This window comes from Dinoroseobacter sp. PD6 (genome assembly GCF_028807315.1).
GTDB lineage: Bacteria > Pseudomonadota > Alphaproteobacteria > Rhodobacterales > Rhodobacteraceae > Dinoroseobacter > Dinoroseobacter shibae.
Genome location: NZ_JARAMN010000009.1, coordinates 1 through 12,512, shown reverse-complemented (window position 1 = coordinate 12,512; position 12,512 = coordinate 1). Strand labels below are relative to the sequence as shown.

General features: G+C 65.7%; 12 protein-coding genes. 11 read left to right on the top strand and 1 reads right to left on the bottom strand.

The window, feature by feature from the left end; translation table 11 throughout:
- The first annotated feature begins 1 nt into the window (after position 1).
- The 9 genes from puhB to PVW48_RS14660 all read left to right on the top strand — a co-directional run bounded on the left by puhB (position 2) and on the right by PVW48_RS14660 (position 8,594).
- Entirely contained in the window at positions 2-679 is a 678-nt protein-coding gene (gene puhB, locus PVW48_RS14700; RefSeq protein ID WP_012180197.1) for a photosynthetic complex putative assembly protein PuhB, read from the top strand.
- A 13-nt stretch (positions 680-692) separates the two neighbouring features.
- On the top strand, positions 693-1,172 hold the full coding sequence (gene puhC / locus PVW48_RS14695) for a photosynthetic complex assembly protein PuhC (protein ID WP_012180198.1): 480 nt from the start codon (positions 693-695) through the stop codon (positions 1,170-1,172).
- A gap of 3 nt (positions 1,173-1,175) precedes the next feature.
- Positions 1,176-1,472 carry a hypothetical protein gene (locus PVW48_RS14690; protein ID WP_274581879.1) on the top strand — a complete coding sequence of 99 codons (297 nt, stop codon included), beginning with the start codon at positions 1,176-1,178 and terminating at the stop codon, positions 1,470-1,472.
- Positions 1,473-1,543: 71 nt separating this feature from the next.
- Positions 1,544-2,590: a magnesium-protoporphyrin IX monomethyl ester (oxidative) cyclase gene (acsF, locus tag PVW48_RS14685; protein ID WP_274581988.1), complete on the top strand. Its 1,047-nt coding sequence runs from the start codon at positions 1,544-1,546 to the stop codon at positions 2,588-2,590.
- Positions 2,590-3,387: a putative photosynthetic complex assembly protein PuhE gene (gene puhE / locus PVW48_RS14680; RefSeq protein WP_012180201.1), complete on the top strand. Its 798-nt coding sequence runs from the start codon at positions 2,590-2,592 to the stop codon at positions 3,385-3,387. Before acsF ends, puhE begins: the two co-directional genes overlap by 1 nt.
- 202 nt (positions 3,388-3,589) lie before the next feature.
- Entirely contained in the window at positions 3,590-4,804 is a 1,215-nt protein-coding gene (hemA, locus tag PVW48_RS14675; RefSeq protein ID WP_274581878.1) for a 5-aminolevulinate synthase, read from the top strand.
- A gap of 95 nt (positions 4,805-4,899) precedes the next feature.
- Positions 4,900-5,340 carry a c-type cytochrome gene (locus PVW48_RS14670; protein WP_274581877.1) on the top strand — a complete coding sequence of 147 codons (441 nt, stop codon included), beginning with the start codon at positions 4,900-4,902 and terminating at the stop codon, positions 5,338-5,340.
- Positions 5,341-5,481: 141 nt separating this feature from the next.
- On the top strand, positions 5,482-7,287 hold the full coding sequence (locus PVW48_RS14665; protein WP_012180204.1) for an ABC transporter ATP-binding protein: 1,806 nt from the start codon (positions 5,482-5,484) through the stop codon (positions 7,285-7,287).
- 92 nt (positions 7,288-7,379) lie between these two features.
- Positions 7,380-8,594 (top strand): glycerophosphodiester phosphodiesterase family protein, encoded by a 1,215-nt coding sequence (locus PVW48_RS14660; RefSeq protein ID WP_274581876.1) that lies wholly within the window; start codon positions 7,380-7,382, stop codon positions 8,592-8,594.
- A 166-nt stretch (positions 8,595-8,760) separates the two neighbouring features.
- Here the strand turns inward: PVW48_RS14660 and ubiG are convergent, their stop codons facing one another.
- Positions 8,761-9,507 carry a bifunctional 2-polyprenyl-6-hydroxyphenol methylase/3-demethylubiquinol 3-O-methyltransferase UbiG gene (gene ubiG, locus PVW48_RS14655; protein WP_274581875.1) on the bottom strand — a complete coding sequence of 249 codons (747 nt, stop codon included), beginning with the start codon at positions 9,505-9,507 and terminating at the stop codon, positions 8,761-8,763.
- Positions 9,508-9,571: 64 nt separating this feature from the next.
- Here ubiG and pip point away from each other — a divergent pair, with 64 nt between their 5' ends.
- Together pip and PVW48_RS14645 are read left to right on the top strand one after the other, a co-directional pair.
- Positions 9,572-10,558, top strand: a complete 987-nt coding sequence (gene pip / locus PVW48_RS14650) for a prolyl aminopeptidase (RefSeq protein WP_274581874.1) — start codon at positions 9,572-9,574, stop codon at positions 10,556-10,558.
- 64 nt (positions 10,559-10,622) lie between these two features.
- Positions 10,623-12,017 carry an ABC transporter substrate-binding protein gene (locus PVW48_RS14645; protein ID WP_274581873.1) on the top strand — a complete coding sequence of 465 codons (1,395 nt, stop codon included), beginning with the start codon at positions 10,623-10,625 and terminating at the stop codon, positions 12,015-12,017.
- Positions 12,018-12,512 lie beyond the last annotated feature (495 nt).

Here is a 12,512-nt window from a genome sequence, read left to right as displayed (position 1 = left end):
GATGTCAGACCATCACGACGATTTCCATTTCGAGCCTGTCGAAGGGCTCCCTGAACTGCCCCCCGAGGGCGAAACCATCCTGTGGCAGGGCAAACCGAACTGGTGGGCCCTCGCCAAGGAGAGCCTGGCGCTGAAATGGGTCATGGGGTACTTCGTGTTCCTCGGGGCCTGGCGCTCGGTGGCGCTGATGGCGCAGCACGATACCCTGACCAGCCTGAAGGGGATGATCCCCTTCCTGATCCTCGGCCTGATCGTCTGCGGTATCCTGACCGCGATCGCCTGGACCCAGGCGGTGACCACGATCTACACGGTCACCAACCGCCGCATCGCCATGCGGATCGGGGCGGCGCTCACGATCACCTACAACTTCCCCTACCGCTGGATCGGGTCGGCCGACCTCGACCTGCGCAAGTCCGGCACGGGGACCATCGCGCTCAAGCTCACGGGCGACACGCGCATGAGTTACCTCAACTGCTGGCCCCATATCCGCCCCTGGCACATCCGCGACCCCGAGCCTGCCCTGCGCTGCATCCCCGATGCGGCCAAGGTGGCCGAGATCATCGCAGAGGCCGCCGAAAGCGCGGTGTTCCGCGCCAAGACCCAAGCCCAGCCCGAAACCGGCAAGGCCACCGTGGATGCGCAGACCGCATCCGGCGCGGTGCCCATGCCCGCAGAATAAGGATCCCTGTCCGATGAACGACCCCGCAACCCATGAGCTCGCGCGCCGCGACAAGGAGATGATTCCGACCCTCCTGCTGCGCGCCATGCTCTTTCTGGTGGTCGCCTGCCTGGTCCTCGTGGCCTATGCACGCATCACCGACCGACCCCTGGAGGCAAAGTTCCCCGATCAGCCGATCGTGGAAGAGCGCATGATCCAGATCTTCGGCGAGATGAACGGCGCGGCCCGCGTTCTGGACGGCGAAGGCCGCCTGGTGGCGGACCTGTCGCCCGAGGAAGGCGGCTTCATCGCCGGCATGACCCGGGCCCTGTCCCGCGAGCGCATGAAAGTCGGCGTCGTCGACAGCGCGCCCGTGCGCCTCGTGCGCTACGAGGACGGCCATCTCGCACTGATCGACCCGGCCACCGGCTGGGAAGCCAAGCTGATCGGCTTCGGCATGGACAACACCGCCGCGTTCGAGCGGCTGCTCTACACCCCGATCCAGGAGGGCTGAGACATGGGATTTTTCACCAAGACACGCGAAACCGCTCCGTGCACCGTGAGCATCAGCCACCGGTTCGAAGAGCTGTCCGCCCACGTGAAGTTCAATAACGGCGCCGTTGTCTATCCCGGCGACGAGGTGCTGGTGCAAGGGGCCGAAATCATGGCCCCCTACGGTGAAGTGGTCTCCGAGGACCGCGTCGCCGTCATCACCCGCGCCAGTGGCCTGGAGCGTCTCTGGACCCGGATGACCGGCGATCTCGAATTCATCGAACTTTGCGAATTTTCATTCTCCGAGGAGGTCACGCTATGAACGTCCAGACCCCAGCAACCCTGAACGGCACCACGTCTTCCGTTTCCAATCACGGTGTCGCCGAAGAGGGGATGACCTCCGAGAAGGCGACCGAAGTGGCGATGCAGGACACGCTCCTGACCCCGCGCTTCTACACCACCGATTTCGACGAGATGGACGCCATCTCGGTCGAGAGCATCCGCGACGAGTGGGATCCGCTCATCGCCGAGATGGAGTCCGACCCCAACAAGGGCCATTTCAAGAAAAACGAGGACTGGGACCATGTCGATTGGGACGGGATGGATCCGGAATTGCGCAAGGAATTCATCGACTTCCTGATTTCCTCCTGCACCGCCGAGTTCTCGGGCTGCGTGCTCTACAAGGAAATGAAGCGCCGCGGCTCCAACAAGGACATCACCCAGCTGTTCCAGCTCATGGCCCGGGACGAGGCGCGGCATGCGGGCTTCATCAACGACGCCCTGCGCGAGGCGGGCATCGCGGTGAACCTCGGCTTTCTGACCCAGCAGAAGAAATACACCTACTTCCGCCCGAAGTTCATCTACTATGCGACCTACCTCAGCGAGAAGATCGGCTATGCACGCTACATCACGATCTTCCGCCACCTCCAGGCGCATCCGGAGCACCGCTTCCACCCGATCTTCAAGTGGTTCGAAGAGTGGTGCAATGATGAGTTCCGCCATGGCGAGGCCTTCGCCCTGCTGATGAAAAGCGACCCGAAACTGACCACCGGGCGCAACGTGCTCTGGATCAAGTTCTTCCTCACGGCGGTCTACTCGACCATGTATGTGCGCGACCACCAGCGGCCCGCCTTCCACAAGGCGCTGGGCGTGGATACCGACTGGTACGGCCAGGAGGTGTTCAAGAAGACCTCCGAGATCTCCAAGCAGATCTACCCGATCACGCTGGATATCGACCATCCGCGCTGGATGCCGAACCTCAAGCGGATGGAGAAAGCCTCCCGCGACATGGCGGCGGCCAAGGCCAAGGGCGGCCTCGGCGGCCTGATCGGCAAGGCCTCCGCGGGGGCGCGGGCCGCGATGGCCTTCGTCGCGCTCTACACGATCCCGGCGCACAAGCATGACGTGCCGACCGACACCCGGCTGGAGCCGGCCTACTGATGTTCAGCTCGCCCTGGATCATCGCGCTTTGCGCCATGTTCATCTGGTGGTTCGCCACCGGGGCGATCCTGTGCATCGTGAAACACGCCGACCGCCGGGGGCCCCGCGCCCACCTGCGGTCGGTGATCCTGACCGCGCCTTTCGGCCTGCTCGGGGTCTACGGCTTCTCGGCCTCGCTGACCGAGGCCACCGTGCCCGGCGTCTGGATCGCCTTCGCCTCGGCGCTGCTGGTCTGGGGCTGGATCGAGCATGCCTTCCTCGCCGGCATCATCACCGGTCCGAATTCCTACGACTGCCCCGAGGGCTGTTCCGAGTTCGAGCGTTTCTTCCGCGCCTGGGGCACCATCGCCTATCACGAGATGCTGCTGCTGACCGTGCTCATCGTGATGGGAATCACGGCCTGGGGGGCCGACAACAAGTTCGGCTTCTGGACCTTCTCGGTCCTCTTCATCGCCCGGATCAGCGCCAAGCTGAACCTTTTCCTCGGCGTCAGGAAGATCAATACCGAGTTTCTGCCCACCCCCCTGTCGCATCTGCCGAGCCATTTTCGCATCCGGCCGATCAACTGGCTCTTTCCCTATTCCGTCACGGCGCTGACCTTCGCCATGACCTGCTGGTTCGAGCGGCTCTATGCCGCCGAAACCGCGGCCGCGACCGTCGGGTTCACCTTGCTGGCCGTGTTCACCGCGCTGGCGCTCCTGGAACACTGGCTGATGGTCGTGCCCCTGCCGGATGAAAAGCTCTGGCGCTGGCTGATGCCCGCCAAGGACATGCCCGCCAAGGAAAAGCAGGGCTGACACCGCGGGCCCCCGCGGCCTGCCTTTCGAATCGATCCCTCTGAATCCCGATCTCTCCTCCTGCCAGCATATGGCAGGGCGGCGCGTCGGCGCTGCCCACCCCCCTTCTGTGCGCCATGGGGCTCAGGAAGGTGTAAGTTTTAATTGACACTCAAACTGTCTAACTTGTAAGATTTTCGGATAAGACGGAGTGAGGACGCCCATGGACTTTGACGCCCTTTTTGCCACCCAGCTGAACCAGCTGAAAGAGGAAGGCAATTATCGCATTTTCGCAGAGCTCGAGCGCGAATGCGGCCAACACCCCAAGGCGCAGTGCCATGGCGAAGACGGCAAGCGACAGATCACCGTTTGGTGCTCGAACGACTATCTCGGCATGGGCCAGCACCCCAAGGTGGTGAAACGCATGCAAGAGGTGATCGGCCAGTGCGGCGCGGGCGCGGGCGGCACCCGCAACATCTCCGGCACGAACCACCATCACCGGCTCCTCGAAGACGAGTTGGCGGATCTGCACGGCAAGGAAGACGCGCTGCTGTTCACCTCCGGCTACGTGTCGAACTGGGCCGCGCTCAGCACCCTCGGCGCCCGGCTGCGCGACTGCGTGATTCTCTCCGATGAACTCAACCACGCCTCGATGATCGAAGGCATGCGCCACTCCCGCGCCAAGGTCGTCATCTGGAAACACAACGACCCCGCCGATCTGGAGGCCAAGCTCGCGGCCCTGCCCGCCAACTGCCCCAAGATCGTCGCGTTCGAGAGCGTCTATTCCATGGATGGCGACATCGCGCCCATCGCCGAGATCTGCGACGTGGCCGAGAAATACGGCGCCATGACCTATCTCGACGAGGTGCACGCCGTGGGCATGTACGGCCCCCGCGGGGCGGGCATCGCCGAACGGGACGGCGTGATGGACCGCGTCACCCTGATCGAGGGCACGCTGGGCAAGGCTTTCGGCGTGGTCGGTGGCTACATCACCGGCAGCAAGACACTCTGCGACTTCATCCGCTCCTTCGCGTCGGGCTTCATCTTCACCACCGCCCTGCCCCCGGCGGTCGCGGCCGCGGCGCAAACCTCGATCCGGCACCTGAAGGAAAGCAGCGCCGAGCGCGACCTGCAAAAGGTCCGCGTCGCCCAGCTGCGCCAGATGCTCGACCGCGCCGGCATCCCGCATATCGACAACCCGAGCCACATCATCCCGGTGATGATCAAGGACCCGGTGAAATGCCGGATGCTGTCGGATTACCTGATGGACGAGTTCGGCATCTACGTGCAGCCGATCAATTACCCCACCGTGCCCAAGGGGACCGAGCGTCTGCGGTTCACGCCGTCGCCGAATCATTCGGTGGACGACCTGCGCCACCTGGTCTCCGCGCTGGAGGTTTTGTGGAAGCAATGCGCGATCTCCCAGGCGGTGGCGTAACGCCGCCGCCTATAGGTCCAAAGTCCGGTTGAACTTTCCTCCCGTTTCGGGCGTATTACCCCAACACGGTTTAACCAGCCCCCTGGGAGGGAAACATGAAACTGACTATCGTAGCCGCCGCCACGTTGATGCTGACGTCGATGTCCGCACCGGTGCTCGCCGATGACCTCGCGGCCACTGGCGATGCCGCCGAGGGCGAGAAGGCTTTCCGCCAGTGCCAGTCCTGCCATGTCGTGCAGGATGCCGACGGTAACACCCTTGCCGGGCGCGCGGCCAAGACCGGCCCGAACCTTTACGGCATTTCCGGCCGCACCGCCGGCTCGGTCGAAGACTTCCGCTACAGCGATCTGCTGCTCGCAGCGAACGAGCAGGGCGTGGTCTATGACGAGGCCACCTTCGTCGCCTATCTGCAGGACCCGACCGGCTACATGCAGGAAGTCACCGGCACTGGTGAGCGCGGCAAGATGAGCTTCCGCGTCCGCAAGGAAGAGGATGCCGTGAACCTGTATGCCTATATCAAGTCGCTCTCCGAGTGATCGGCACGATATCTTGATCACCGAACGCCCGGCACTGCCGGGCGTTCTCGTTTCAGCGACCCGCGCGGCAGCCGGTGACCCCCGGCCCCCGATCCCCGCCGCCTTGACAGACCCGCCCCCCTTCGCGATAGCCGACAGGCCATGACAGCGCCCGACACCCAGTCTCCTGCCCCCGCGGACAAGCCCCGGCGCGAGCCGATGTTCACCCCCGAGGACAAGGCCAACATCGCCTGGTTCTGGCGCGGCTACCTGCGCGAGAAGCTGCCCTGGCTGATCGTGGTCTTCGGGATGGTCATCGCCCAGGGCTTCGTCTACCAGCAGTTCCTCCGCCTGACCGAAAGCGGCCTGCGCGTCATCTTCGACAGCGGCACCCTGCGCGATCTGGTGGTGATCTGTGCCGCGGTGTTCGGCGTCTTCGCGTTTCGCGGCGTGATGAGCTACCTGATCCCCCGGGTCAGCGTCTGGATCGCCGCCGATGCGGTGGCCAAGCTCCGCCGGGAGCTGATCCACCACCTGATGGAACTGGATCTCGCCTTTTTCGAACACACGCCCCCCGCCGCCATGATCCAGAAACTCGTGGGCCAGGTCGAAGGTCTGGGCAATTTCGTCGGCCAGACCACGGTGAAGGCCGGGCGCGACATCGCCACCGTGGTGATCGTGTCGATCTATCTCGCCTACCAGCAGCCCCTGCTCTTCGCGAGCGCGGCCATCGTCTTCCCGGTGATCATCCTGACCATGCAGCTGGTGTCGCGAAAGGTGAAACTGGTCCAGGCCCAGACCGAGAACGCCATGCGCGACTACATCTCGACCATCGACGAGACCATGTCCGGCATGCGCACGGTCAAGATCGCGGGCCAGGAAGAGGTTGAAGAGGACCGGCTGGTCAAATCCACCAGCCGCCTGCGCCGCCTGACCATCCGCCGCAACGCCGCCCAGGCGGTGATCCTGCCCTGCATCGACTTCGCCGCGGCCTTTGTCTACATGCTGGTGATCGGCGGCGGCGGCTACATGGTGATCAGCCCCGCCTTCGACGTGGACGGGGCCGCGATCATCGCCTTCCTGATCGGGCTGGTGCTGATTTTCGACCCGGGCCGCCGCATCGCGCAATTCGTCGTCTCGCTCCAGGGGGCATTGGTGCAACTGCGCCTCGTGCGCGGGCTCTATGACGAACGCGCGGGCATCGTGGATGCCCCCGACGCGGTGTCCGAATTCGACACCGGCGCGGACCTGACCCTCGACAACGTGACCTTCGGCTACGAGCCCGACCGCCCGCTCTTCCGCGACCTGTCGCTCACCTTCGGCGGCGGGCAGGTCACCGCCATCGTCGGGCCCACCGGCTCGGGCAAGACCACGATCCTCAGCCTGCTGGGCCGCCTCTACGACCCGATCGGCGGCACGGTTCGCATCGGCGACATCCCCGTGAACAAGATCCGCATCTCCGACCTGCGGCAGGCGTTCTCCGTGGTCGCCCAGGACATCGTGATCTTCAACAGCTCGATCCTCGACAACATCCGCTACGTGAACCCCGACGCCACCGATGCCGAGGTCCGCGCCGCCGCCGAGGCCGCCGAACTTGCCGATGTCATCGCCGAGCGCGGCGACCTGCCGGTCGGCCCCAAGGGCGCGCAGCTCTCCGGCGGCCAGAAGCAGCGCATCGCCATCGCCCGCGCCTTCCTGCGCGACGCCCCGATCATCCTGCTGGACGAGGCGACCTCCGCCCTCGACCAGAAAACCGAGGACAAGGTCAAGCGCGCCCTCGGACGGCTCGCCCGGGGCAAGACCACCATCATGGTCGCGCATCGGCTGTCGTCGGTGATCGACGCCGACCGGATCTACGTGCTGGAAACCGGCGCGCTGGTCGAACAGGGCACCCATGCGGAACTGCTCGCCAAAAACGGGCTCTATGCGCAGCTGTTCGACAGCCAGAAGCAAAGCTACGGCAACTAACGCGACTGTCGCCTAAGGTTCAACAAACCTTCATACTGTCGTCAAGGAACCCCGGGCACACGGGGGCCTGAGACGCATAAATGGGGGAGACCATGCGACATATCCTGCCACTGCTTGCCACCGGCCTGGCCGCCGCACCGGCCCTGGCCCAGACCGCCGACGTGATCGAGCTGGGCCCGCGCCCCTTCTACCTCGTCGACCGGATGGAGGACGGCCCGCTCAAGGAAAAACTCATGTCCTGCATGGGGCAGGAACCCAAGCGCACGCTTTTTTCCATCGGCCATCGGGGCGCGCCCCTGCAATTCCCCGAACACACGGTGGCGTCGAACCTCGCCGCCGCGCGCATGGGGGCGGGCATCCTGGAATGCGACGTGACCTTCACAAAGGATCTGGAACTGGTCTGCCGCCACGCCCAGAACGACCTGCACACCACCACCAACATCCTCGCCACACCCCTGGCCGAGACCTGCGTGACCCCGTTCACCCCCGCCTCCGGCGACCAGAACGCCACTGCCGAATGCCGCACCTCCGAGATCACGCTGGCCGAGTACCGTACGCTGGTGCCGAAAATGGACGCCGCCAACCGCGCCGCCACCAGCGTCGAGGACTATCTCGACGGCACGGCGGGCTGGCGCACGGATCTCTATGCGGGCGAGCCCACGGGCATCATGACCCATGCGGAGTCGATTGCGCTCTTCAAATCCCTCGGCGCGAAATTCACGCCCGAGCTGAAAAGCCCCTCGGTCGAGATGCCCTTCAACGGCTTCACCCAAGAGGACTACGCCCAGAAGCTGGTGGACGAGTACAAGGCCGCCGGCATCCCGGCGTCGGATGTCTGGCTGCAGAGCTTCAACCTCGACGACGTGCTCTACTGGATCTCGGCGGAGCCGGAGTTCGGCGCGCAGGCCGTCTACCTGATGGACGAGTACAATATCGATGGCTACTCGCCCATGGACCCGGCCACCTGGCCCAACACCATGGCAGAGCTGAAGGCGATGGGCGTGAACTACATCGCGCCGCCCACCTGGATGCTGGTGACCACCCGCGACGGGGCCATCGTGCCCTCCGAACTGGCGGTGCAGGCGCAGGCGGCGGGGCTGAACATCATCACCTGGACGGTTGAACGCTCCGGCCCGCTGGCCACCGGGGGCGGCTGGTACTACCAGTCCATCGCCGACGTGACCGACAGCGACGGCGTGGTCTACGAGCTGATCGACGTGCTGGCGCAGGATGTGGGCGTCAAGGGCATCTTCTCCGACTGGCCCGCGACCACGACCTTCTACGCGTCCTGCATGGGCCTCGACTGAGCCCCGGCGCGCGAGACCCCGCCCGCCCGCACGGGCGGGGTCGCTGCCCTTGCCGTTGCGCCGGGCGCCGCACCACCGTGCGGAGGTGCCATACACTTGCCCGACACATGTCCGACAGGGGGCCGACGCCGATCCGACGCGGGATTTACGCTGAAATTGCGGCGGGTTACGCGGGCCGGATCGAGGCGGTGACGTAGTTCACGCTCAGGTCCCGGTCCGACAGGGACCATTGCTGCGACAGCGGGTTGAACACCATGCCCTTCTTGTCCACCGGCTCCAGCCCCGCCTGTTCCAAGAGCTTCGTCAGCTCGTCGGGGGTCAGGAACTTGCGCCAGTCATGGGTCCCCTTGGGCAGCCATTTCAGCACGTATTCCGCCCCCACGATCGCCATGGCGAAACTCTTGGGGTTCCGGTTCAGGGTCGAGCACAGCATGATCCCGCCGGGCTTCAGCAGGTCCTTGCACGCGGTCAGGTAGGCCAGCGGGTCGGCCACATGCTCCACCACCTCCATGTTCAGCACCGAATCGAACTGCTCCCCGGAGGCGACCAGCGCCTCCGCCGTGGTGTGGCGGTAATCGATCTCCAGCCCGGATTTCTCCGCATGCAGCCGCGCGACGGGCAGGTTGCCCTCGGCCGCATCCGCGCCCACCACCGTGGCCCCCAGCCGCGCCATGGGCTCGGCCAGAAGCCCCCCGCCGCAGCCGATGTCGAGAATGCGCAACCCCTTGAAAGGATTGGGTGATTTCAGGTCGCGCCCATACTCCGCCGCGATCTGCCGGGTGATGTAGTCCAGCCGTACCGGGTTCATCAGGTGCAGTGGGCGAAACTTGCCCATCGGGTCCCACCATTCGGCGGCCATGGCCTCGAACTTGGCCAGTTCCGAAGTATCGACGGTCTGCGTGTTGGTTGTCATGGACTTCTCTGATGCAACTTGCGAAGGATGGGGCGGGTGGATCTCAGCACTATATAGAGCAGCGATGACACGAGCGGCGAGCCAAAAACACGCAGCGGAGTATCTCTACCCGCCGCTCGATCCCTACGACCAGCGCGTGCTGCCGGTCTCCGGCGGGCACCGGATCTATGTGGAGCAATGCGGCAATCCGCAAGGCATCCCCGTGGTGGTCCTGCATGGCGGCCCCGGCGGCGGCTGCAGCCCGGCCATGCGGCGCTATTTCGACCCCGACACCTACCGGATCGTGCTCTTCGACCAGCGCGGCTGCGGCCGCTCCCGCCCCCATGCCTCGGTGGAGCACAACACCACCTGGGACCTTGTGGACGACATCGAGGCGATCCGCACCACCCTGGAGATCGACGCCTGGGACGTGTTCGGCGGCAGCTGGGGCGCGACCCTCGCGCTGATCTACGGACAGACCCATCCCGACCGCGTTACCCACTTGATTTTGCGGGGCGTTTTCCTGATGACCGACGCCGAGCTCGACTGGTTCTACGGCGGCGGCGCGGCGCAGTTCTGGCCCGATGTGTGGAAACGTTTCGTCAACCTGATCCCCGAGGAAGAGCGCGGCGACCTGATCGCGGCCTATAACAAACGGCTTTTCAGCGGCAACATGATGGAAGAGACCCGCTATGCCCGCGCCTGGTCGGCCTGGGAAAACGCGCTGGCCTCGATCCATTCCGAGGGGCTGACCGGCGAGAGCCCGGCGGAATACGCCCGCGCCTTCGCCCGGCTGGAGAACCATTATTTCCTCAACAAGGGGTTCCTCGACGAGGATGGCCAGATCCTGCGCGACCTGCCCCGGCTTGCGGATGTGCCGATTACCATCGTGCAGGGGCGCTTCGACATGATCTGCCCGCCCGCGGGCGCCTGGCAGATCGCCGAGGCGCTGCCGCAGACCGACCTGCGGATGATCCCGCTTGCCGGGCACGCCTTGTCGGAATCTGGGATCAGCGCAGAGCTGGTGCGGGTGATGGACCGGCTGCGCTATGGACGGCGCCCGTCCAACTGACCTGTCGCGCCGGGCAGAAATGCCCTATATCCTTGGAGTGACACAGCCAGAGCCGCGAGCCCTTATGGACACCGCAACCCGACGCAAACTGCTGAAAACCGGTCTTGCCGCGGCGCTTTTTGCCGCCGGCGGGATGCCGGTGGCCGCGGGGGCGCGCAGCGGCGGGCGGTTGCGCGTGGGGCTGAGCGGGCGGCCGGGCGGGCACCGGTGGACCCCGCAGGCGGGCTTCGGCCTGTTCCAGAGCCTGACCGGGGCGGGCCTGCTCTTCGATACGCTGACCGAGATCGCGCCGGACGGCCTGCTGCAGGGCAGTCTCGCCACCGCCTGGGTTCCCAGCCGCGGCGGGGCGGTCTGGACCGTCGATCTGGACCCGGAGGCGCGGTTCCATCACGGCCCGGGGCTGGTGGCCGAGGACGTGATCGCCTCGCTCGACCTGCATCTGGCGCCGGGCGCGCCGGGCTTCGGCCTGCGGGCGCTGGTGGCGCGGATGGAGGCGCTCTCGCCCCATCGGATCCGCTTCGCGCTGCATGCGCCGAACGCGGATTTCCCTTACCTGCTGAGCGATCCCGTGCTGCTGATCGGCCCTGCCGCGGGGCTGGCCGACGCCTTCGCCCAGGGGGTCGGCACCGGTCCTTACCGGCTGGTCAGCTTCGATGGCGACCGCCTTCTGGCGGAGCGCGTGGGCGCGCCGTCCGGCGAGGGGGCGGGCAATTGGTTCGACACGGTGGAGGTGCTGGCCCTGCCCGACGCGGATCACCGTACGTGCGCGCTGCTGGAGGGGCGGGTGGACGTGATCGACCGGGTGCCCCAGGCGCAGCTGGCGCGGCTCGCCCGGGCAAGGGGGCTGGAGGTGCTGGCCCTGCCGGCGACGGAGTATATCGAGCTGACCGCGGGTCCGGCCGGATCCCCCATGGCGCAAACCGCCCTGCTGCGCGGGCTGCGCGCCGGGCTCGACCGCGGCGCGCTGGCCCGTGCGGAGGGGCTGCGCCCGGCGCTGGCCCATACGGGCGATCCCGAGGCCGCCCGGGCCGAGCTGGCCCGGTTTGCGGGCCGCCCCCTGCATCTTGCCATGGACCCGGATCTGGGCGCCGAAGGGGCGCGCGTGGTCGGTGCCCTGGCCGGGCAGCTGCGCGGTCTGGGCCTGGCCCCGGCTTTGGCGGGTCCGGGTACGCCCGCCCATCTGCGGGTGCGGCGCGGGCCGATGCGCGCCACCCTGGACTGGACGCTCCGCATCGCCCTGCGCGGTCCCGGGGGCACGACCCCCGTCGCCGGGCGCTGGGCGCTGCCTGCCGAGCGGCCCGAGCTGCTGGCGCGGGCGGTGGAGGCGGGGCCTGCGCTGATCCTTGCGGTGGGGGATGCGAACCTGGTGGTCTCCGACCGCGTCGGACGTCCGGACCGCACCGGGGAGGGCTGGGATCTCGCCCATGCGCGCCTTGCGCGCCGCTGGTGGCGGAGCTGAAAACAGGTCCGCAAGGCTGACAGATTCGCGGGTCTTGAGACTTTGGTCGCAGGGCAAATTGATCGAGAACCAGCGTGGCCGGACCCGCGGACCACTACCCAGTAATGGTTACGTGCGACTTAAGCGCCCGATGCGTTAGCCCTAACTGCGGCAACGCGCCGTATTTGGAAATCCGACGGCAAATCCCGGTCCCCAGCGCAATTTCGCCCAAACCCCTTGAATTACGGGAAAAATTACCATGAGGTTAATAAGTTTACAGCATTATTTGCAAAATAGGAATTTGTTTACAGAAAAATCCCCCGAAAACAGTAAGTTGTTGTGAGCTTCACAAAGCATGCTACCCCTTCCGCGCAAGTCTGACGTCACGTCTCAGGAGGGGAAATCCAGATGACCGAACAGAAACCCATCGCATCGGGCGAGATCATCAAGGCGGTATCGGAAGAGTTCGCCGCGAACGCCCATATCGATTCATCGAAGTATTCTGAGATGTATGCG

Excerpts from the sequence above, each read along its gene's own strand:
- puhB (WP_012180197.1), top strand. The coding sequence starts at position 2 with ATGTCAGACCATCACGACGATTTCCATTTCGAGCCTGTCGAAGGGCTC.
- puhC (WP_012180198.1), top strand. The coding sequence starts at position 693 with ATGAACGACCCCGCAACCCATGAGCTCGCGCGCCGCGACAAGGAGATG.
- PVW48_RS14690 (WP_274581879.1), top strand. The coding sequence starts at position 1,176 with ATGGGATTTTTCACCAAGACACGCGAAACCGCTCCGTGCACCGTGAGC.
- acsF (WP_274581988.1), top strand. The coding sequence starts at position 1,544 with ATGACCTCCGAGAAGGCGACCGAAGTGGCGATGCAGGACACGCTCCTG.
- puhE (WP_012180201.1), top strand. The coding sequence starts at position 2,590 with ATGTTCAGCTCGCCCTGGATCATCGCGCTTTGCGCCATGTTCATCTGG.
- hemA (WP_274581878.1), top strand. The coding sequence starts at position 3,590 with ATGGACTTTGACGCCCTTTTTGCCACCCAGCTGAACCAGCTGAAAGAG.
- PVW48_RS14670 (WP_274581877.1), top strand. The coding sequence starts at position 4,900 with ATGAAACTGACTATCGTAGCCGCCGCCACGTTGATGCTGACGTCGATG.
- PVW48_RS14665 (WP_012180204.1), top strand. The coding sequence starts at position 5,482 with ATGACAGCGCCCGACACCCAGTCTCCTGCCCCCGCGGACAAGCCCCGG.
- PVW48_RS14660 (WP_274581876.1), top strand. The coding sequence starts at position 7,380 with ATGCGACATATCCTGCCACTGCTTGCCACCGGCCTGGCCGCCGCACCG.
- ubiG (WP_274581875.1), bottom strand. The coding sequence starts at position 9,507 with ATGACAACCAACACGCAGACCGTCGATACTTCGGAACTGGCCAAGTTC.
- pip (WP_274581874.1), top strand. The coding sequence starts at position 9,572 with ATGACACGAGCGGCGAGCCAAAAACACGCAGCGGAGTATCTCTACCCG.
- PVW48_RS14645 (WP_274581873.1), top strand. The coding sequence starts at position 10,623 with ATGGACACCGCAACCCGACGCAAACTGCTGAAAACCGGTCTTGCCGCG.